The following is a 20395-nucleotide window of genomic DNA, read 5'->3' on the forward strand; positions in this document are numbered from 1 at the left end:
TTTGTTCAATACACCGTGATCTTGCAGGTATCGGAATAATAGCCCTCGCTATCCTTAGTGGAAACAGTGATGGTAGCAGTCCCCTTTTTCAGAGCGGTAATTTTTCCCTTTGAATCCACCTTTACAATGGAGGCGTTGCTGGATTTCCACTCCACATTGGGGTTAGTGGCATTGGCGGGATAAACGGTGTAAATTAGCTCATGGGTTTCGTTGACCGACATTTCCAGCGTGTGATCGTCAAAAATGACCTCATCGGTATAAACCGTTTTGCTGCTGACCTCCACAGTGCACTGAGCCCGCAGGCTGCTGTTCTCTTTGCTGCGAACAATAATGGTGGTTTTTCCGGCGTTAACACCGGTCACTTTGCCAGTGGAACTGACAGTGGCAATGTTCTTGTTGGTGCTGGACCACACCAGATCGGAATTGGTAGAGTTGGAGGGGGTCAAGGTAACCTTAAGCGTTTCACTCTTGCTTTTGGAAAGGTATAGCTCATCCTTGTTCAGGGAAAGCCCGGTCAGCTTAACCTTATCCTTGGTGACAGTAACGGAGCATTCCAGAATTTGAAGGCCTTCTTTATTTTTGCCCCGAGCCTTGATGGTGGTGCTGCCGGCCTTTCGGGCTTTGATATTGCCGTATTTATCCACCGTGGCAATGGAATCATTGTCGGAATACCACGTGATATCGGTGCTGCGGATAGCACCTTCATCGGCATAAACCGTTAGCTGAGAGGTGGCAGTCAAGTAGAGGGTAATATTATTCTCATCCAGATACAAATCCCCAGTAGAACGGCTCAGGGCGTATCCGGAGGAATCGCTGTCATCCTCGCTGGATTCTTCCTCCGAGCTTTCGCCGGAGCTTGAATTGGTGACCGTTACCACGCAGGTGATGGAAATCTTGCTTTGGGGGTCTGTGGCTGTAATGGTAGCAGTGCCCGCCGCTACAGCCGTTACCTTGCCGGAATCGCTTACTGTGGCAACAGAGGTCTTGGAGGATTTCCAAGTCAAATCGGAGTTGCTGTCGCTTTTCTCAGGATAGAAATCCACCGAGAGCGTTTTGGTCTTACCCTTAGTCAGGGAGATATCCGATTCATCAAAGGCCATATCTTCAATTTTCCCGCTGTTCGAAGAACTGGAACTGCTGGAGGAACTTGAAGAACTGGAAGAAGAGCTTCCCGCATTGGTATTCGGCTTAACCGAGGAGCCTGCCGATTCGGTGCCGGAGGCGCTGGAGCCGCTGTAAGCCAGCTTGACATAGCCAGAAGCGGCATCTGCAAGGCCTTTGGCAATGCTGCTTTGGAAGTCCTCGGAAATCAGCTTTTCGTATTCATTTTTATTGCTCATAAAGCCGCATTCTGCCAATATAGAAGGCACTTGAGCCGAAAGAGTAACATGATAGTAGCTATACCGGGCGCCTCGATTTGCTGTGCCAAGCCCGCTGGATACATTTTTGCTGGCATTAATTGCCAGATTGTAGACATACGGATAGAAATAATAAATCTCAGTACCGGTAGTACCGTTATTTTGAGTCGTGTTATTGTGCACGCTGATCATAAAGTGAGCATTGTATTCCTCTGCCAAGCGCACACGAGTTTCCAAATCCATAGAGTTGCTGGTGTCAAGCAGAAGCACCTTGGCCCCACGGCCTGTCAGTTCATTCGCCAGCTTCTTAGCAATGGATGCATTGAGTACCCTCTCAGGATAATTGGCCAAAAAGCCCAAAGCACCGGGATCTTTGCCGCCGTGGCCGGGATCAATGACAATCCGGGCATTGCTTAGGGAAGAAGGCGGGTTGTTGAAGCGCAGAACCAAATTGCCGTCTGTGTTGTAGTAGCCCTTGTACCCCATAAAGCCGCTGGATTTATTGAATTTCAGGGTAAGAGTGCTGCCGTTCCACACGGCCTCCGAGAAAATGGGGTTGGAGCTGAGCTTGAGGCTATCAGTGCCTTTGTTGGTATTGTGGAAAATAAAGGAGATCTGCTCCGAACCATATTTCACCGAATAGGTCACCTTCTGTGCCGTTTTAAGCACCACATTGGTGAAGCCGTTCTCCGAGGTAACGGTCATACCGGAGATCACATTGTCGCCGGGGTAATCGTTGGAAATAGCCTGAATATCCTTGGATTCCACCCTCATTTCCGAGGCCAGAAGGGTGTAGGTATAGGTTTTATCGGCACTCTTGTAAACCACCTCATCGCCCACGGCATAATCCATAGCGCCCTTAGGCAGAGGGTAGTAGTTGGAATTGGGAATGTTATTCAAAGTGTTTGGCGGATAAGTTTTAGCCTGATCGGCTACAACTACAACCGGCACGCCATCCTCAATCTTGGCTTTTTTGTTGACCTTGATGGAAGCGCCCTTTTTGCTTTCCTTCTCGCCGTTCCAAGTAGCGGTCACCACAATGTTGCCGATGGATTGTTCTGAGGTGGTGGCGGCGGGAGCGGTATAAGTTCCCACAAACTGCTTGTAGTTGGAATCACGGTCCTGCACATCCGAAACGCTTTCGTCAATTGCCATGGCCACAGTAACGCCGCCCACTTCGGCCCAGACCTCTGCATCCGAATAGGCAAGGGCAGAAATGGTCACATCCATGTTGCCATCGGTGGAGATGCTGCCCTGCGGCTCAATTTCCTTGAGAATCTGCACCTGCCGGGTGATGTTATAGGTCAGTGTTTTTTCCTTGTGGGTGATGGTGAATTGGTTGGCACCGCCCTTTAGGTTGAAGGTTACCGTGAAATAGCCGCTGGCGTCGGTAGGGATGGTTTCCCCATTGATGACCACCGGGGAGTTGGGGTCAGAGGCACCGGTAAAGGTGATCACCGGCTCAAAGGTGGTGAAGGTTTGCTTATCCGGCTTTGTGATAGCCAGCTCAGTGAGAATATGCTCCGGCTTCACCTCGGCCTTATAAAGCTTAATGAGGGTGGTGGTGGCCCCCTTAGGGTCAGCCGCCAACCGGGATAGATTGTTGAAAATACTGCCGCCGAAATCGGAAAAATCGGTGGCCTCAATGACCTGCTTAGCCAGCTGGTCATGAGCTGCCCAGCCCGCTTCGTCGGTGCAGATGCTGCTGGAGGCATGGACAATGTATAGGGGAAGATTGTTTTCTCCCGCAACCTTAGCCCACCACGAGGCCGCTTCCTTAAAAGGAACGGCGGTGTTGCTGGTGGAGGTGAAAATGCGAACCGCTACAAAATCCACCATGCCTTCTTCCACAAAAGAGAGGGTATCGGCATTGCCGCTGCCCAGTGCAGTGAAGGTCGCTTTGGTGTTGGAGCCCTGCTCGTTGTTTTCACTGTTTTCCCATACGGAATCGGTGAGAAGCCCTGCCTGCACACCGGGAGCGTTGGCTCGAAGAGAATCTGAAACTGTTTTTACAATGGAGCGGGGGGTCAGGCGCATATAGTTATCAAACCCGATGGAACCGCCTGTCATGAGATAGGTGGGGTAGCTGTTGGTGGTTCTGGGGTTATAATATCCATCAATGAGCACAGCATCCGGCTCATAGCTTTGGGCGAATTCGGATATATTCTCAGAAAGCCTGTCCAAGCCTGCGGCAGAGCTTTCCTGCTGGGTGGAATCAGCGGTAGAAAGGCTCTTGACCATGCCGGCATCCCCATCTGCTTCACCAAGAAAATGGCGGGCATTCACAATGGCATAGGTATAAAGGCCCCGGCTGCGGCAGCCCTCCACTATATATTTGAACACATCGAAATCCAGCTCAAGCCTCCGGGCATCCGCTGTGTTGAAGATAACATAATCCTTGAGGGCGGTATCCACGATGATGGAGTTCATGGTCAGCTCCTGCGCCTTGTCAAGAGCCTGATCGATTTCTTTTTCCACGGTAGCCCGGGAGGAATCGGTGGTAGCCAAAAAATCCACCCCCGGGGTCAAGAAAACGCCCCGCATCTGGCCGGGAACATTAAAATGCACCGGCAGCTCCTCTGGCTCGGTCTCCGGATCGGGCGCTTCCTCGAAATCGGAGGCACTTGGCTCCTCCTCTGGCAAGGAAGAAGCATCCTCTGCTGATATTCCCTTCGGATCCCATAAATCGGTTCCCAGAGCAAGGTAACTGGCGAGAGCAGTGGTTAGAATAAACACCAGGCTCAGCGCTACAGCAATCACTCGCCGATTTTTAAACAGTTCACTCAAGATAAACGGCCTCCCTTGGTTTGACGGTCATGTCAGCCTGAGGCTGGAGAACAACAGTCCCGAATTTCATCGGGGTTATCGACTTAAGAGGGCTCGGGTATAGAGCCTTGCATAAGAAAGAAATCTGCCGCCCAAAATGGCAGCAGGGAGGCGAAGTTCGTCTCCCAACGGCCGGGCAAAAGCGGATTTACACCGCCGATTAATCTTCCATAAGCTGCGAAAGAGCTTCTTTTTCCAACTGTACCTGGGCTTTTACCGAGGCATCGGGGTTAAAAAGGGAATCGTAGCGATAAACGGCAAAGCCCTTGTAATTGGAATATCCACGGGCAGTTTCCACCATGCTGGCCAGCAGCTCGGTTCCGCCTACCCATTCATCCTTGCCGCTGCCGGCCCAGCTATCCACCTTGCCCACTTTATAAGCGGCGATTCCCACATAAAGCTCCACAGAGGGGGAGGTGACCACATTACTCCACTGCTTTAGGGTAGTGGCGTAGGGCTGAACCTCGTTGTTATAGCCAAAGTAAATCTGAGGGCAGATATAATCGCAATAGCCTGCATTGGCCGTGATTTTGGCAACATCCAGATACTGCACATCGTAGTTGGTTTTGATGTTGCTGGCGGGAGAAATTCCGAATTTTACCGCACTGTTTTCATCTTTGATGGCCTTATACATTCTTTTGAGCAGTGTTTCCACATTGGAGCGCCGCCAATCGGCCAGAGAAAGCTTTCCGCCGTTGGCCTGATAGGCGCTGTAGGAACCAGCATCGAAGGCCGCATCGGTGACAGGATAGAAATAGTCATCAATGTGAACGGCATCAATCTTATAGTTTTTCACAATCTCCCGCACACCGTTTACAATCAAAGACTGTGCCTCAGGGCTGGCGGGGTTGTAGCTGATGATGTCACCATAGCGGACGACTGCGTTGTTGTCGCTTTCCAGCCAAATTTTGGCTTGGTTATCTTCGCAAAGGGCATTTTTGCTGGCAGTAGCCCGCACTCTGTAAGGGTTAATCCATGCTTCCAGGCGCAAATCGCGTTTGTGTGCAGCTTGAACCATAATATCCAGCGGATCAAAGCCGGGGTCTTTTCCTTCGGTGCCGGTGGCTATGTAAGACCAAGGGAAATACTCAGAAGGATACAGGGCATCACCAAAGGGCCGCACCTGCACAATCACGGTGTTAAAGCCCATTTCGGCCAGATTGTCATAGACCTTTCCAATGCTTGTGGAAAACTGGCTTTTGCTTTTTCCCCGCAGCAGAGGGTCTAAATCCAGATAGGAGATCCAGACAGAACGAATTTCTTTAACCACAGAAGCAGCCGCCACCGGCTCAGCGGCAGGAGTTGACGCAGTTTGGGTGGCTTCCTTCGCTACTGCGGCATTGGCGAATACCGGCTCAGCATCAATGGCTGGATACTCAGGAGCATAGGAGCTGTGAAAAGAGGGGGTAGGGCCGCTGTCCTCAAACACCTCTAAAGTAGGCTGAGAGCTTGCTTCACGGTCTGGAACGGGAGTGGCGGCGGAACCGCAGCCAGCCCCAGTCAGTGCAATGATTAGGCAGAGCGCTATCGATACAATTCGTTTCATGCTTGATCTCCTTACTGTGCAGATGTCATTCTTTTAAAGATGCAAGGCTCTCGAAGAGCCTTTTGTTGCTAATGCCATAAAATGCCCTAAAAGCAAAAAAAGCGATCTGCATTAATAGTGGCAAAATCTCGCCAAAATCCTGCATAAAAAAGGAATTTTTAAAAAGTTATTTTGCAGAGTCTTGGGGAGCGCTGTCGCGAAGTATTGCTATTCGGTGAACCATGGAGAACGGTATAAAAAAATAGAAATACCCATTAGTTCGGCAGGTATTTCTGAAAAGGGTACTGCGGGTTTCAAAATATTGATGGATAGTATTCCAGCGAAAAAACAAAAGGGAGTGTTTGTCCCTGCCGGATGGATTCGGCGAGGATTTCACACTCCATTCTATGCGAAAGGTAAAAGCCTTATTCGGTTTTCATCCTACAGGATATTATCCAATACCGGGATTTCGGAGTTCCATAAATGAAGAATTTTCCAATGTATGCGGCTAAACTCAATATAAAGCTCCCTTCCCATTTTGTGTTCGGCCATGGTTTGCAGGGTGGCCACGCTGTTGCTGATATCGTGAATCTGACCGTGACGCACATAGTGCACCAGAATGCTTTCTTGCTTTACCCACTGGATGGTAAAATCCTTAACCATTTGATTGAGTCCGTCATAATCCTCTGCATCCAGCAGTTGCTCCATCTCTGACAGTGAATTTGTCATTTCTTCCTTAATAGATCGGATGCGGTAGAGTGAAAACAGGCTGAAGGCAATAACCCCCGCTATAATAAACAATACAATTATAAAGCGTTTCATGGCTTTTTTCCTTCTTTTTTAGCGATATAATAGCGGCCCGTGGAATCACAGCTCATAAGAAAGACCTCTTCCACGCTGACTCCTTCTGCTTTTAAAGTGGATTGCAGCCATTTTTCATCCAACCCCAGGTAAGGAAAAGCGTTTTTAATCAGCTCCCCATCGTTAATGAGAACCATGGGCAGAATGTAATCTGACTTAACCTTGATGCTCATCATTTTAGCCGAAGGGGGTCGAACAGAGGCCTTTTGGTAGGAAGAAAGCTTTCCCGAGGTTTCCACCACGGCATAGGCCACTTCATCAATATCAAAAATATTGTTGATGCGGAGCTGTTCCATAAGATCGTCGATGGTCCAGCGCAGGTCCTTCATACCCTTCTGATCGATTACACCATCCCGGATGATCACATAGGGATTGCCTGTAATAATTTTGCGCAGCCGAGAGCTTTTCATAGTGACAACCGAGATCACCACCTCGCAGCTGATCAGCATGAGAATGGGGATTATACTCCCCAGCAGGGGAACGTTATTATCTTCAATGGAAAGGGTCGCAATGTTTGAAACCAGTATGGTAACCACTAGCTCAGAGGGCTGAAGCTCGCCGATCTGGCGCTTACCCATAATTCGCAGCGCGAAAATAATCAGTGTATATAACAGTATGGTGCGAATCAGCAGTATAACCACACGAGACCTCCTTAGGGCAGCTTTCGGCGGGGAATCCAAAGCCTTTGCCAACTGTTTTCAGTATCCTCAGCCGTGAAATTTGGGCATAGCAAAAGCCGGGGCATACTTGATTTTAGTATACATCCCGGCTCCAATTTTATACCAATATGAAACGAAAAGCTTTTCTTCTGTCCATCTGAATATTATTTGCTGCGCAGGCTATCCCGAATGTTTTCCAAGCGGTTTTCGGACTGCCGTTTCATCAGCGGGCTGCCCGAACGGTTGGTTTTAGCCATAAAAAAGTAGTTTCGGGCTGTATCCACATTGCCCAGACGCTCCTCTAAATCGCCCATGATGTAGCAAAGCTGCTGCAGAGATTTATCGGGGATTTTGAAATGCTCGTAAGAATATTGATAATCGGATAAAGCACGCCGGGAGGCATAAAAATACATTTTGTCGTCTCCCAAATCCTTATAAAGGCGGCTCAGCTTCTGCCAGATGCTGGCCGTGGTGAGCTGATAATCATCCAGGCACACAGGCGCACAAAGCATCGTGAGATAATAGCTTGCAAAAACAGTAAAAGTGTCCCTCTCTATTCCGGCCTTTAAATGCATTACAGTATCTGCCTTATAAGGGGCAATAATCTCATAAAGCTTGTTTGCAAAGCCTCTGGAGGTGAATTCAAACTGCTCGGAAAGAGAGCTGTAAAGGCAGGTGGGGCAGGTGATGGTATCATAATGGAGAGGCTCTGCCCCTTTGTATATCACCCGCAAATCGCTGTCTGTGCGCTCCACCTTTAAGCGTGAGGTGAGCACAGCCATGTTCTTAAACGTATTGGTGCACATCGGGCAGGTATACTCTCTCTCATAAAAGAACTCTCGGTTTTCGTTATCCAGAGGGAGAAGATAGCTGCCATGCCCCTCAGGGAAAAGTGGGCTTATCTGCGAAGAAGACTGTATGGTAACCGGCTTTCCTGCGGCTTCTATCTGAGCCTTCAGCTCGGACAAGGCGCTTTCGGCATGAGTGGCCCGGCGGCAGATGTTTTCAATCAGCATAAAGGTTAAAGCGGGCTGGACAGTGAAAAACTCCGAAATATTCTGTCGGGTAAGGGCCAGAAGAACCACATCGCTGAGTGCCACAAGGGTATAGAGCTGGGGCGCATTTAAAAACAGCGACATTTCACCGACAAAGCTGCCGGGGCCATAAGCAGTCACCTGATTTTGCTCAGCTGTGTTGTATTTCTGGAAAGCGCCCAAATTCCCCTGCAACAGAAAAAACAGTTCACCTCCGGTTGAATCCCCTTCCTGCGCCACCATTGCGCCCTTCCGATGGCGCTTGGTACTGGATAATTTAAGCAGTGCTTCAATGTTCATATATGCTAATTCCTCCATTCCAGAAGATTTTGAATTGCTATACCGCTATGTTGTGCCCAGTGCTTTCTCTGGCTAAATGAAACACACGATTTCATTTGTATATGAGTATATTATACAGGAAACCTCACTCATTTACCAGTCGCTTAGCCCTGTTCCAAGGCCGAGAACGCAAATTCAACAATCTATTTAAAAAATGGTCAGTCATGACTGAGCACATGCACCAAATAATACACAGTCACTCCTTGCAAGGCATTGATTATGAGGTTGAAAAAAGCTATAATAAATATGCGGAAAAAGCCGCGAATTCAATTAAAGAAAGCGAAGAAGCATCCCATGGAGCACAGCGATGTTATGCAGAGCATTTTAAGCAATTCGTGGCGCAGAAGTGTGCCCGGGCTCTCAAGGATTACCCAGCTGCTTGAGCGAATGGGTAACCCACATAAAAAGCTGAAATTTGTGCATATAGCAGGAACCAACGGCAAGGGCTCAGTATCCGCTATGCTGGAAAGTGTGCTGCGGGAGGCCGGGTATAAAACAGGCTTGTTTACTTCGCCTTTTATTCATCACTTTGGGGAGAGAATGCAGGTAGAGGGGATTCCCATCTCTCATGAGCAGGTGGAAGAGCTGGCTAGCTGGATGACCGGGCTTGCGCAGGATATGGAAGATCCGCCCACTGAATTTGAAGTCATCACCGCTATGGCTATGGCATATTTTCAGAGAAGCGGCTGCGATATTGTGGTTCTGGAGGTTGGCATGGGCGGCAGGCTGGATGCCACCAATGTGATTGACCGGCCCGAGGCCGCTGTGATTACCACAATCGGTTTGGATCATACCACCGAGCTGGGGGATACGCTGGAAAAAATCGCAGGAGAAAAAGCGGGAATTATCAAGGCTGGCTGTCCGGTGGTGCTGTATCCCCAGCAGGCTGAGGTGGAGGCGGTTTTTCAGGCAGTTTGCAGGGAAAGAAGCGCTGCTCTGCACAAAGTATCCGCTACAGAAATATTGCCTGCAAACTTTGATCTGAACGGACAAACCTTTGATTACGGCAGCCAGCATGGGCTTAAAATATCCCTTCTTGGGCAGCATCAGCTGAAAAACGCCGCCACAGTGGCGGAGACTGTTTCGGTTTTAGCCGCTGGGGGTTGGAAAATTCCTGAGACAGCTCTGTATGGGGGCCTTGAAAAAGCACGCTGGCCCGGGCGATTTGATGTGCTCCGCCGAAGCCCCGTAGTGGTTGTGGATGGCGGGCATAACCCACAGGGAGCCCAGACCGTGGCGGAAAACTGCCGCCTTTATTTCCCTGGGAAAAAGCTTCTGTTTGTGGTGGGGGTGCTGGCTGATAAAGACTCTTATGGGATATTCAGCCCGATTTTCCCGCTTGCCGATAAAATATTCACTGTATCCCCCAATATTCCCCGAGCACTTCCGGCGGATCAGCTTCGGGATCGCTTGAGCCAGTATCATCCCCATGTGACCGCATGCGGGAGCATCAGGGAGGGGCTTGAGGCGGCCCTCAGAGAGGCGCAGGAAGACGATGTGATTTGTGCTTTGGGTTCCCTTTATATGGTGGGGGATATCCGCCGTTATTTTAACCTAGCTTAACAGGCTTTGGCCGACAGAGAAAGTGGCCGGTGCCTTTAAGAAAATATGATGTCAGAGTAGGAAACACGCGTTAAGTGCCGATGGATGGGAGGTCGCCATCGGACGAAGGGTCTTGGCCCGCGGTGTGTTTTCGCATCCGCTGCCACAAAGAGAGAGCTTCTTAATGTGGCGTAACATGTTAGGAGGTCTTTTTATGCCGAAATTCAGTATCAAAGCCATGGTTCAGATCGGGTTTCTCATCGGGTTGGAGATCATTCTTTCCCGATTTGCTTCCATTGCCACCCCGCTTGTGAAAATCGGGTTTGCCTTTTTGCCCATTGCGATTGTAGCCATGCTCCACGGCCCCTTTTATGGCGGCCTTGCCGCTGCTATGGGGGATTTTCTGGGGGCTATCCTTTTCCCTATTGGGGCCTATTTCCCCGGCTTTACCCTGACAGCCTTTCTCACTGGGATGGTTTATGGAACGGCTCTTTACAAGCGTCCCAAAAGCTGGCTTCGGGTGAGCTGTACGATTTTGTTCATTACACTGGTGCTCCATTTAGGGCTCAACACTGTATGGCTGTGGATGATTACCGGCAAGGGTTATCTTGCTATCTTGCCCACCCGGCTGATGCAGGCTGCCATTATGCTGCCGATTCAAACCGCTGGGGTATATTTTGCCGGGCAGAAATTCTGCTCGCCCGGCCCTTTCTCCAAAATGCTGGGCATTAAGCTGCCCGAGTAATTAAGCCTTACGCCTTCTCCCAAGGCACAGTTTCTTTAACAGTATATAAAAAAGCACCCTGCTACCGAATTGTCGTTCGGTAGCAGGGTGCTTTTTCTGGTGGGGAGGGAAGGTCGTTTTACATTGCAGCCTGTAGACAGAAGTCTACAGCATCAAATCCCCCTGTACCCAGAGGCACAGGGGGATTTTTGAAACAATAAAGAATGAAACGAGATTAGATGAAACACAGAAGAATGAAGTTCAGAATGAAGAGCAGGGTAGAAACTAAAAGAATGGGGTGAACGGTTTTGAGCTGGCCCTTGCAGAGCTTTACGATGCAGTAGAAGATAAAGCCAGCGGCAATACCATAAGAAATGCTGTAGCACAGAGCCATGAAGATACCGGCAAAGAAGGCGGGAATGGCTTCCTCAAGATCTTCCCACTCAATTTCCCGGAAGGAACTGAGCATCATGATACCAACTGCAATCAGCGCAGGAGCGGTGGCGGCAGCGGGCACAATACCGGCAACAGGGGCCAGGAAAATAGAAGCGATGAACAGCAGTGCGGTGACAACGCTGGTCAGACCGGTGCGGCCGCCTGCGCCGATACCGGCTGCGCTTTCCACAAAGGTAGTGGTGTTGGAAGTACCAAACAATGCACCTACAGAGGTGGCAACGGAATCAGCAAAGAGAGCCTTATCCATTTTGGATTTGAATCCGGTGCTGGTGGCCATAGCAGCTTCGTCTTCAGCGCTGAAAATACCGCTTTTGCGGCCGGTGCCAATGAAGGTTCCAATGGTATCAAAAGTATCGGAAAGGCTGAATGCAAAAATAGTCATGAGCACCAATGGGATTTTAACAGGATCAGCAAAGAGAGAACCCATACCGTTGGGGCCGAAGGCTGCACCAAAAGTCACGCCAAGATCGGCAAAAGCATTACCAATGCCGGCAGTGGCGCTCAGGGTGGAAAGATCCACAACGCCCATGGGAATACCGATCACAGTGGTTGCCAGAATGCTGATCAGGATAGCGCCTTTGACTTTCATAATCAGCAGAACCATGATCATGATCAGTCCGATCAGTGCCAGAAGCACAGGGGCAGTATTCAAAGTGACCAGACCGGGCACAATGCTGGAATCCGCAATAACGGTGCCACCATCCAGAACAATGTTTTTGCCGGGGTCAGAGGTGAACTGCAGCAGGCCGGCGTTTTTAATGCCTATGTAAGCGATGAAAATACCAATACCGCCGCCAATGGCATGCTGTAAGCTGAGCGGAATGGACTTAATAATGGATTTGCGGATTTTGGTGACCGTAATCAAAACGTTGACTACACCGCAGAGGAAAACCATAGCCAAAGCCTGTTCCCAGCTAAAGCCCAGCCCAAAGCAGACTGTATAGGTAAAGAAGGCGTTGAGCCCCATACCGGGTGCCTGTGCATACGGGACATTGGCGAAAAGGCCCATGATTAAGGTGCCAACGGCGGAAGCGATAATGGTGGCTAAAAATACGCCACCCCAGGGCATACCGGTCTGGGAGAGCATAGCCGGGTTAACAAAGATGATATAAGACATTGCGAAAAAGGTAGTAAAACCGGCCATAACCTCTGTCGAGACATTTGTTCCGTTTTCCTTGAGCTTAAAGAACCTTTCCATTGATGAATCCCCTTCTGAATGATATTTACGGGCGGATGATTCAGGGAAAAGAAAAACGACAATCGTTTCTACCGATTGCCGTAAAAGAAAAACAAAAGAAGCACACCATATTATATGTGTTTACCGGGCCAAAACAAAAGCCCTCCCCAGCCCAAAACAGCCGGAAAGCAAAAACAAAAAATATGGTGAAAATACTCCAATAGTCAAACAATTACGGTTGTTTGGTAGAAACTTCGGGTCCAATTCCCCAAATTATATCGGATCTATTCACATTACATTCATATTTTACACTGTTTTCTCCCACCGGTCAAGGGGAGAATGCCTTTTATGATATATATTTTTTCTGAAAAAAGAAAAACGGCCGCATTCACCAAAGTGAGCGGCCGCTGAACAGATGCTAATCTTTTTTATTTTTAACCCTTTTAATCACTTTAAGCCGTGAGAATTCCTCTCGATCTTTTTCCTCCAGCGCATCCGAAATAAACTTTGCAGTAAATTCCAAGCGGGGGATAATGATGTTTTCCAGCGCATTGGCACGGCTTTGGGTCTTTTTAATGGCAACCGCAAGCCGGTAAACACAGTTTTCAATTTCTGCAAGAGTAGCGCACAAGCGCTTAACCTCGTGGAAAGAAACAAAAGCCTGATCAAAAGCAGCGTTGGAGCTTCCAAAATCATACCACATTTGTGGCTGATCGGCGCATTTAAGATGAATGGCAGGCAGCTCCACACCCATGACCGAGCGGTAGGTGATGGAAAGGCCTTCCTCTATGGGGACTGTTTCAGCCAATGAATCGCTTTGACCCAGCGTAATATTGGCCCGCTGGAGAGATTGATAAGCTTTTTGAAAAATATCGTCAATGGATTCCCGAAGGGAATTGGCTTTATCAATCAGCCCCATCATTTCACGGATGAGGATGTTGCGCTTGCGATCCATCAGCTCATAGCCCATGCGGGCCAGGCTCAAAGACTTTTTGGTGGATAGCAGGTTCCCCTTGGTGGGAAATATATTGGATGTATCCATGTCGCAAGGCGCTCCTTTTTTTACTGGTTTAAGCAACAGTATATAGACTACTGTGCCTTTTTAGGCAGATACCGCTCCAGAATCTGGGGGCTTACCCGATCCAGCTCGGAGGGCGACAGTGCAGAGAGAATTTCCCAGCCAAGGCTTAATGTCTGCTCAATGGTGCGGTCATCGTTGGCACCCTGAGTGATGAATTTTTCTTCAAACAGTCTGCCGAAGCTGAGATATTGCTTATCCACAGGGGAAAGCTCCTCCTCACCGATAACCGAGGCAAGAGAGCGCACTTCCTGCACCTTGGCGTAGCTGGCAAAAAGCTGATTGGCAAGATCGGCGTGATCCTCCCGGGTATAATCCTTGCCGATGCTGTCCTTCATCAGACGGGAAAGGGAGGGAAGCACTGAAATCGGCGGATACACTCCCGTTTGATCCAGCTGGCGGCTGAGCACAATCTGGCCTTCGGTAATATAACCGGTCAGGTCAGGCACCGGGTGGGTGATATCATCGTTGGGCATGGTCAGGATGGGAATCTGGGTGACCGAGCCGGGGCGACCCTCCACAATACCGGCCCGCTCGTAGATAGAGGCAAGATCGGAATAGAGGTAACCGGGATAGCCTTTGCGTCCGGGAATTTCTCCCTTAGAGGAAGAAAATTCACGCAAAGCCTCAGCATAGGAGGTCATATCGGTGAGGATAACCAGAATGTGCATGCCTTTTTCAAAGGCCAGATATTCGGCGGCAGTCAGAGCACATTTGGGGGTGAGAATACGCTCGATAATGGGGTCATTGGAAAGATTCAGGAACATGACCACGTTTTTGAGCACACCAGACTGCTCAAAGCTGGATTTGAAATAATCGGCCACGTCGTTTTTAACACCCATAGCGGCAAACACAACACCAAACTCCACGCCCTTTTCCTGCGCAACCTTGGCTTGCCGCACAATCTGGACAGCCAGCTTGTTGTGCTGCATACCGGAGCCGGAGAAAATGGGCAGCTTCTGCCCCCGGATTAGGGTCATCAGGCAATCGATGGAGGAAATACCGGTGTTGATATAGCTGTGGGGATATTGTCTGGCAACCGGATTCAGGGGGCTGCCGTTGATATCACCCATTTTTTCAGGGTAGATTTCCCCAAGGCCGTCAATGGGTTTACCGGAACCACCCAGCACTCTACCCAGAAGCTCCCGGGCCAAGGGCATACGCATAGGATGCCCCAGCAGGCGGGTGCGGGGAGTTTCCAGCCCCAGCCCGCGGGTGCCTTCAAACACCTGAATAGCGGCCCGGTGGCCTTCAATTTGAACAACACGCCCTGTGCGGGTCGTGCCGTTATCTAATTTGATTTCAACCATTTCCTCAAAGGCAAGCTCCGGTACATCCTCCAGAAAAACGATGGAACCGGAAATTTCCTTGAGACCAACCAGTTGTATACTCATAGGCACACTTCCTTAGATAGAATCGCAGTAAAGAAAATCAAGCTGTAGCGGCCTTTAAGCTATCCAACTCTTTGTCAATTGCCTCAAAATAGGGGTCAAATTGCTCCGGATGGTCATTATCCACTTCATATTTCAGGCGAATAATTTGCTCGTAAAGCCCGGTACGCAGTATATGGGAGATGGGCAGTCCGCCGGAGACAACCTCTTTGGACTTTTGATAAAGATGAAGAATAACCTCCATCATTTTCATCTGCTTGGAAAGGGGAACATAGGTGTCGTTTTGGTGATAAGCATTCTGCTGGAGGAAGCCCACCCGGATTACCCGGGCAATTTCGATGGTCAGCTTTTGGTCATCGGGGAGAACATCCGAACCAATCAGCTTCACAATCTCCATGAGCTGGCTTTCCTGCTGGAGCAGAGTGGAAATTGCCTGCCTGCACCGCAGAAAATCAGGGCTGATGTTTTCTTTATACCACGGGGCCAGATCATCCACATATTCGCTGTAGCTGTTGTTCCAGTTGATAGCAGGGTAGTGGCGGGCATAAGCCAGGTTTTTATCAAGGCCCCAGAAGCTGCGCACAAAGCGCTTGGTGTTTTGAGTGACCGGCTCTGAAAAATCTGCACCCTGAGGGGAAACCGCCCCGATGATGGAGACCGAGCCCTGCTTGCCGCAAAGGGTGATCATATCGCCGGCACGCTCATAAAATTCCGAAAGACGAGAGGGCAGATAGGCGGGGAAACCTTCTTCAGCGGGCATTTCCTCCAAACGGCCGGAAATTTCACGCAGTGCCTCGGCCCAACGGGAGGTGGAATCCGCCATGATGGCTACATGATAACCCATATCCCGGTAGTATTCGGCAAGAGTTACACCGGTATAAATAGAGGCTTCACGGGCAGCCACGGGCATGTTGGAGGTGTTGGCGATCAGAACGGTACGGTCGGTCAAAGCTTTGCCGGTTCTAGGGTCGATCAGACCGGAAAATTCTTTCAGCACCTGTGTCATTTCGTTGCCACGCTCACCGCAGCCAATGTAGACGATGATATCCGCATCCGACCATTTGGCCAGCTGATGCTGGGTCATGGTTTTGCCGGTGCCGAAGCCACCGGGAATGGCGGCGGTTCCGCCTTTGGCGATGGGGAACAGGGTATCCACAATTCGCTGGCCTGTAATAAGAGGCCGTGTAATGGGCAGACGCTTTTGGACAGGCCGGGTGTTCTTGATGGGCCATTTCTGGCAGAGAGTCAGTTCATGCTCCTCACCCTGTTCATCCACAAGGCGCACAATGCAGTCGTGAATGCAGTAGGAACCGCTGGGAGCAGCAAAGGATACCTTTCCGCGCATAGTCGGTGGCACCAGCATACGGTGCTCAACAACCGGTGTTTCGGGGCAGGTGGCATAAATCTGACCAGCAGCCAGTTCATCCCCTATTTTAGCGGTAACAGTCACTTCCCACTTTCGGTCGGGATCCAGCAAGGGCACGTTGCTGCCCTGACCCAAAAAGGCGCCGGTTTCCTCAGCCATGGCTGTCAGGGGGCGCTGGATACCATCAAAAATTCCCGAAAGGATTCCCGGTCCAAGCAGGGCGCTCATGGGCTCACCTGAGCCTACCACCGGCTCCCCGGGGCGCAGCCCGGTGGTGTTTTCATAAACCTGAATGACTGTGGATTTGCGGCTGGTGGAAATAACCTCGCCTACCAGTCTCTTTTCTCCCACATAGACCATTTCCATCATGGAGAAATCCATGGTATTCTGAACGGTCACAACAGGTCCGTTTATGGAATAGATTGCATTTGTATTCATCTTAAGCACTTCCCGCTTATTCTATATAGTCATGCCGCAGGATTGATAAAACCAAGGCAGATTCTCCTGGAATTTTGCATCCAGAGTTTCATCCAAAAGCTGTTCTGCTTTTGGAGCAAAGAGCCAAAAGCCGCCCAGCTTAATGGTTTTATCCGTTACTACGGAGCTGCCCTGACCAAGCAGCGGACGCAGCTGCTCCCACAGGGGAAGATCCTCTCCCCGCAAAGCAAGAACCAGCTCATTTGCACCCAGAACCGAAACGCTGCGGCTCAAATTTTCTTTCAGAAAATCCAGGTATTGATCCGAAGCGGCTAAAGCTGAAATTTTAGCCCGCACATTGGCGAAAACCAAGGTTGCCAGCTCCTCCCGGTGGGAGAGAAGCTTGCGGTGGGCACTCAGCTCGTGTAAAGCAATCGTATGCACAGCCTGCTGCTTAATTTCAAACAGCTGGGTTTGCATGGTGGAAAACATGAGGTCAATGATTTTTTCCTCCTGCTGATGGATCTCCTGATCCCGCAGCAGGTCGGCGGCTGAAATGATCTGCTGGCTCTGCTCGCTGGCCTGAGCCAGTATTGAAGAACATATCATTTCTGCGCGTTCTTCCACTCTGGCGATCGGTATCATCTCCTTATACTAGATACTAACCGAGCTTCAAAGGAAGCTTAACGGCATACCGCTTGTGCGGCAGCCTGTTTTTTAGATTTTTATTCCGACGGCCTCAGCCACATATTTGGTAATAGAATCGGCAATGGCACCGTCACCATGGCGGTCGGCAACCTCCACAATCAGCGGGCGGGAGGTGCTCAACTTGATCTTATAAATCTCGGCCCTGCACAGGCTCATCAGCTTGGCAGTGATCAAAATAACGGCCACGGTATTATCCCGCCGGGCAGCGGCCAAGGCATCCAGCGTTTCTTCGGCGGTGTGAACCATAACGCCGTCAATGCCGGCCATACGCATACCAATCAATGTATCTGTGTTGTCACTGATTAAAAAGAATTTCATGGGGCATCCCCCTAGCTTAACCCAAACGGTTAATAATCAAAATGGAGATCAGCAGGCCATACAAAGCAACACCTTCGCCCAAAGCAACAAAGATCAGAGCCTTACCAAGGGCTTTGGGGTCCTCGCTGGTGGCGCCGATAGCGGCAGGAGCAGCGGCAGCCACGGCGATGCCGGCGCCGATGGTGGACATACCGGTTGCCAAGGCGGCGGCGATATAGCCCATACCGTTGCTGCTGGCAGCAGTAGCAGCGGCGGCCACAGGCTCAGCGGCGAAAGCAGCAACCTGACCGATGGGCAGAATCACCATAAGGGCGGCAAATCCGAAAAAGGCACACAGGTTAAAGATCAGGCTCTGCTTGGCCTTCTGGCCGGTGGAAATGCCTCTGTATACAGGGATAAGGGGCATGGAGATCAAAAGGATAATAGCAGCAGGAATCAATAAGGTGTAGATAGTTGACATAGAAAGCAGTCCTTTCAAAAAAGAGAATAGATTAAATGAGCATTGTTCTTTTTATATTTCATGCAGAAACAATCATACAGAAGTGGTTCCGGCACGAATAGGATCAAAAGGTGCACCATCGGCGTTGAAAAAGCGGCTGAAAATTTCGTAGAATTCCAGACGCAGCACCTGAATGCCCACAATCAGACCCTCAAGGGCCATAACAAACAGGTTGCCTCCGATTACAACACCCCAGTTCAGGCTGCCGCCTGAACCCATCATGGCCGAAAGAGTCATAACCACCGACATCATGCCGGCGTGGGAAAGAATAAAGCCGCCCACACGCAGGAAGGACATGGTGTTGGTAATAAAGCTCAGCAGCACCTCGAACATTTCAAAAAATGTCTCGATAAAGAAGGCACCGATTCCATCGGGGAACATGATTTGCAGCATAGTGCGGTGTTTGGAGATCGTTACCGTAGTGGATTTGGGGCTGGGGGCAATGTCGGAGGGCAATCCACCGGCCTCGATGCAGCGAGTTAGGAACTCCTCGGTTTGCTCGTTGCTGACCAAATAGGATTCAGGAATATAGATGCGTTCGAAAAACAAATCGTGGAAGATGGCATCCACTTCGGCCTTATCCGGGCCGGAGGTGATGTAAATGCACCAGACATATTCCACATCCGTTTTAAGGGGATGCACAATAAAAGGTGTCTGCGTAAAGAAATCCAGCTTCTGGAAGTTCTCGGTGGGAAGCCGGCCAAAGCGGATATAAAGGTTTTTGCAGGAGAACAGCTTAACCAGATTGACAGCACCCGGATGGAAAGTACGGCTTTCCTTCAGCTCCTGATCCTTTTCAATCAGTGTGCTGTGATCCCATAGGGCCACGCACCGGCCAAGGGGTTCCTTAAAGAAGATAACCACCAGAGAAAAGACAATTATGATCCAAAAAACGGGAGAAACGCTTTGCCCGGTGAGGGAGAGCAGCACAGCCGCAATCACAGTGCCGTAAAACAGCAAGCCGGCCAGCCCGTTTTGGGAAAAGAGAGTTCTTTCCAGATTGTGCTGTTTGATACCAATGCAGATATTGAAGATAATAACCATCAGGATAATGACCACGCCGATCCCCACTGAGGTGATCAAAACAGTGTTGGTGGTGGCCGGACGCATAACCTCGATGGGCTTTTCATGCAGACCGAAAAGCTTGGTATATAAGGGAGTCAGTGCTTCCTCAAAGCCGAATACCGAACCATAAGCGGTTCCAAAAATGGCCGAAGAAATTCCAATGCGGGAAATAATAGCTCCCAGCTTCATACCCTTGAAACGATAGAGCAGGTACCCGATCAAAGATATAAGCAAGCCCTGCCCCAAATCGCCAAACATAATGCCGAACAGCAGAGTGTAGGTATAAGCCACAAAAGGTGTGGGGTCAATATCGTTGTAAGAAGGGGAACCGTACATTTCCACAAACATCTCAAAGGGCCGCACAAACCAGTTGTTTTTCAGCTTAACCGGTACCTGCACAGGCAGATGCCGATCTTGCCCCGCATCCTTGGCTGTGATGGTAATTTCCGGGTAGCCCTCAAACAGGCTGATGAACTCCTTCTCGGTTCGCGTGGTTACAAAGCCCACCACGTGGAACACGCCACGAATTTCCACCACATATTTGCGCAGCTCATAGGCATCATGAAACAAGGAAAGCTGCGAGAACCAACAGGAAAAAGCTTCACGCTGATTCTGGGTAGTCTCTTTCAGCTTTTTAAGCTCCTGATGAAGCATCTCCTTGGTCTGCGGAGATGCGTGAAGAAGCTTTTCTTCCAACTCTGTCTTCTGATTCAGATAGGTGGGATATTCCTTTTGAAGCTGTGTGAAAAAGGAATCCGCATCCTTTAAAAAATCTTCCCGGCTTGAGGTCGGCACAGAACAGGAGGTGCTCATCTGCTCCAATGGGATGCCCACCGTTCCTGCAATATCCCCCATTTTGCTGTAAAGCTCACCGAAGGGATTTTGTGAAAGAACACTGGAGCCAATGGAATATTCGCTGAATCCGGCGGCATTTTCAGGGTGGAAAAGCCCCGAACTTACACACCGGATCAGCACATCATCCAGATATTGCGAGCTGCCCCGCATATCAATGAAAGTCATTTTGTCGATAGCCAATGTTGCGTCACCGCCTT

The 20395-nt window shown here is 49.9% G+C and carries 15 protein-coding genes and 2 riboswitches; of the genes, 2 read left to right on the forward strand and 13 right to left on the reverse strand.

What is annotated here, in order from left to right; translation table 11 throughout:
• Positions 1-5: 5 nt before the first annotated feature.
• The 5 genes from U6B65_00580 to U6B65_00600 form a co-directional block, all read right to left on the reverse strand.
• On the reverse strand, positions 6-4145 hold the full coding sequence (locus tag U6B65_00580) for an Ig-like domain-containing protein (protein ID WRS27652.1): 4140 nt from the start codon (positions 4143-4145) through the stop codon (positions 6-8).
• Between the two features lie 199 nt (positions 4146-4344).
• Complete coding sequence (locus tag U6B65_00585; GenBank protein ID WRS27653.1) at positions 4345-5730, reverse strand: family 10 glycosylhydrolase; 1386 nt, start codon at positions 5728-5730, stop codon at positions 4345-4347.
• Between the two features lie 420 nt (positions 5731-6150).
• Complete coding sequence (locus tag U6B65_00590; protein WRS27654.1) at positions 6151-6531, reverse strand: DUF4363 family protein; 381 nt, start codon at positions 6529-6531, stop codon at positions 6151-6153.
• Positions 6528-7211 (reverse strand): DUF421 domain-containing protein, encoded by a 684-nt coding sequence (locus U6B65_00595; protein ID WRS27655.1) that lies wholly within the window; start codon positions 7209-7211, stop codon positions 6528-6530. The genes U6B65_00590 and U6B65_00595 overlap by 4 nt, the downstream gene beginning before the upstream one ends.
• A gap of 182 nt (positions 7212-7393) precedes the next feature.
• Entirely contained in the window at positions 7394-8563 is a 1170-nt protein-coding gene (locus tag U6B65_00600) for a DUF2225 domain-containing protein (protein ID WRS27656.1), read from the reverse strand.
• A 333-nt stretch (positions 8564-8896) separates the two neighbouring features.
• Between U6B65_00600 and U6B65_00605 the strand changes: the two genes are divergently transcribed.
• Both U6B65_00605 and U6B65_00610 read left to right on the forward strand, forming a co-directional pair.
• Positions 8897-10165, forward strand: a complete 1269-nt coding sequence (locus tag U6B65_00605) for a folylpolyglutamate synthase/dihydrofolate synthase family protein (protein WRS27657.1) — start codon at positions 8897-8899, stop codon at positions 10163-10165.
• Between the two features lie 50 nt (positions 10166-10215).
• Positions 10216-10309, forward strand: a riboswitch (THF riboswitch).
• A gap of 49 nt (positions 10310-10358) precedes the next feature.
• Positions 10359-10889 (forward strand): folate family ECF transporter S component, encoded by a 531-nt coding sequence (locus U6B65_00610; protein WRS27658.1) that lies wholly within the window; start codon positions 10359-10361, stop codon positions 10887-10889.
• 214 nt (positions 10890-11103) lie between these two features.
• Here U6B65_00610 and U6B65_00615 read toward each other — a convergent pair whose 3' ends face one another.
• From U6B65_00615 to U6B65_00650, 8 genes are all read right to left on the reverse strand, one after another.
• On the reverse strand, positions 11104-12522 hold the full coding sequence (locus U6B65_00615; protein ID WRS27659.1) for an NCS2 family permease: 1419 nt from the start codon (positions 12520-12522) through the stop codon (positions 11104-11106).
• A gap of 180 nt (positions 12523-12702) precedes the next feature.
• A riboswitch (purine riboswitch) is annotated at positions 12703-12802 on the reverse strand.
• Between the two features lie 117 nt (positions 12803-12919).
• Positions 12920-13543 carry a V-type ATP synthase subunit D gene (locus tag U6B65_00620; protein ID WRS27660.1) on the reverse strand — a complete coding sequence of 208 codons (624 nt, stop codon included), beginning with the start codon at positions 13541-13543 and terminating at the stop codon, positions 12920-12922.
• A 47-nt stretch (positions 13544-13590) separates the two neighbouring features.
• Positions 13591-14973 carry a V-type ATP synthase subunit B gene (locus U6B65_00625; GenBank protein ID WRS27661.1) on the reverse strand — a complete coding sequence of 461 codons (1383 nt, stop codon included), beginning with the start codon at positions 14971-14973 and terminating at the stop codon, positions 13591-13593.
• A 37-nt stretch (positions 14974-15010) separates the two neighbouring features.
• Positions 15011-16774, reverse strand: coding sequence for a V-type ATP synthase subunit A (locus U6B65_00630; protein WRS27662.1), 1764 nt, complete (start codon positions 16772-16774; stop codon positions 15011-15013).
• Positions 16775-16795: 21 nt separating this feature from the next.
• Positions 16796-17362, reverse strand: a complete 567-nt coding sequence (locus U6B65_00635) for a V-type ATP synthase subunit E family protein (protein WRS27663.1) — start codon at positions 17360-17362, stop codon at positions 16796-16798.
• Positions 17363-17470: 108 nt separating this feature from the next.
• The gene (locus U6B65_00640) at positions 17471-17779 is read right to left on the reverse strand and encodes a V-type ATP synthase subunit F (GenBank protein ID WRS27664.1); all 309 of its coding nucleotides are present in this window, start codon (positions 17777-17779) and stop codon (positions 17471-17473) included.
• 16 nt (positions 17780-17795) lie between these two features.
• Positions 17796-18239 (reverse strand): ATP synthase subunit C, encoded by a 444-nt coding sequence (locus tag U6B65_00645; protein WRS27665.1) that lies wholly within the window; start codon positions 18237-18239, stop codon positions 17796-17798.
• Between the two features lie 72 nt (positions 18240-18311).
• Entirely contained in the window at positions 18312-20378 is a 2067-nt protein-coding gene (locus U6B65_00650) for a V-type ATPase 116kDa subunit family protein (GenBank protein ID WRS27666.1), read from the reverse strand.
• Between the last annotated feature and the right edge of the window lie 17 nt (positions 20379-20395).

It is taken from the genome of Oscillospiraceae bacterium MB08-C2-2 (genome assembly GCA_035621215.1).
Lineage (GTDB): Bacteria > Bacillota > Clostridia > Oscillospirales > Ruminococcaceae > WRAV01.

Bases quoted from the DNA above. Each gene is read 5' to 3' on its own strand.
- U6B65_00630 (WRS27662.1), bottom strand. From the start codon at position 16,774: ATGAATACAAATGCAATCTATTCCATAAACGGACCTGTTGTGACCGTT.
- U6B65_00605 (WRS27657.1), top strand. From the start codon at position 8,897: ATGGAGCACAGCGATGTTATGCAGAGCATTTTAAGCAATTCGTGGCGC.
- U6B65_00635 (WRS27663.1), bottom strand. From the start codon at position 17,362: ATGATATGTTCTTCAATACTGGCTCAGGCCAGCGAGCAGAGCCAGCAG.
- U6B65_00640 (WRS27664.1), bottom strand. From the start codon at position 17,779: ATGAAATTCTTTTTAATCAGTGACAACACAGATACATTGATTGGTATG.
- U6B65_00585 (WRS27653.1), bottom strand. From the start codon at position 5,730: ATGAAACGAATTGTATCGATAGCGCTCTGCCTAATCATTGCACTGACT.
- U6B65_00620 (WRS27660.1), bottom strand. From the start codon at position 13,543: ATGGATACATCCAATATATTTCCCACCAAGGGGAACCTGCTATCCACC.
- U6B65_00645 (WRS27665.1), bottom strand. From the start codon at position 18,239: ATGTCAACTATCTACACCTTATTGATTCCTGCTGCTATTATCCTTTTG.
- U6B65_00625 (WRS27661.1), bottom strand. From the start codon at position 14,973: ATGAGTATACAACTGGTTGGTCTCAAGGAAATTTCCGGTTCCATCGTT.
- U6B65_00600 (WRS27656.1), bottom strand. From the start codon at position 8,563: ATGAACATTGAAGCACTGCTTAAATTATCCAGTACCAAGCGCCATCGG.
- U6B65_00590 (WRS27654.1), bottom strand. From the start codon at position 6,531: ATGAAACGCTTTATAATTGTATTGTTTATTATAGCGGGGGTTATTGCC.
- U6B65_00610 (WRS27658.1), top strand. From the start codon at position 10,359: ATGCCGAAATTCAGTATCAAAGCCATGGTTCAGATCGGGTTTCTCATC.
- U6B65_00615 (WRS27659.1), bottom strand. From the start codon at position 12,522: ATGGAAAGGTTCTTTAAGCTCAAGGAAAACGGAACAAATGTCTCGACA.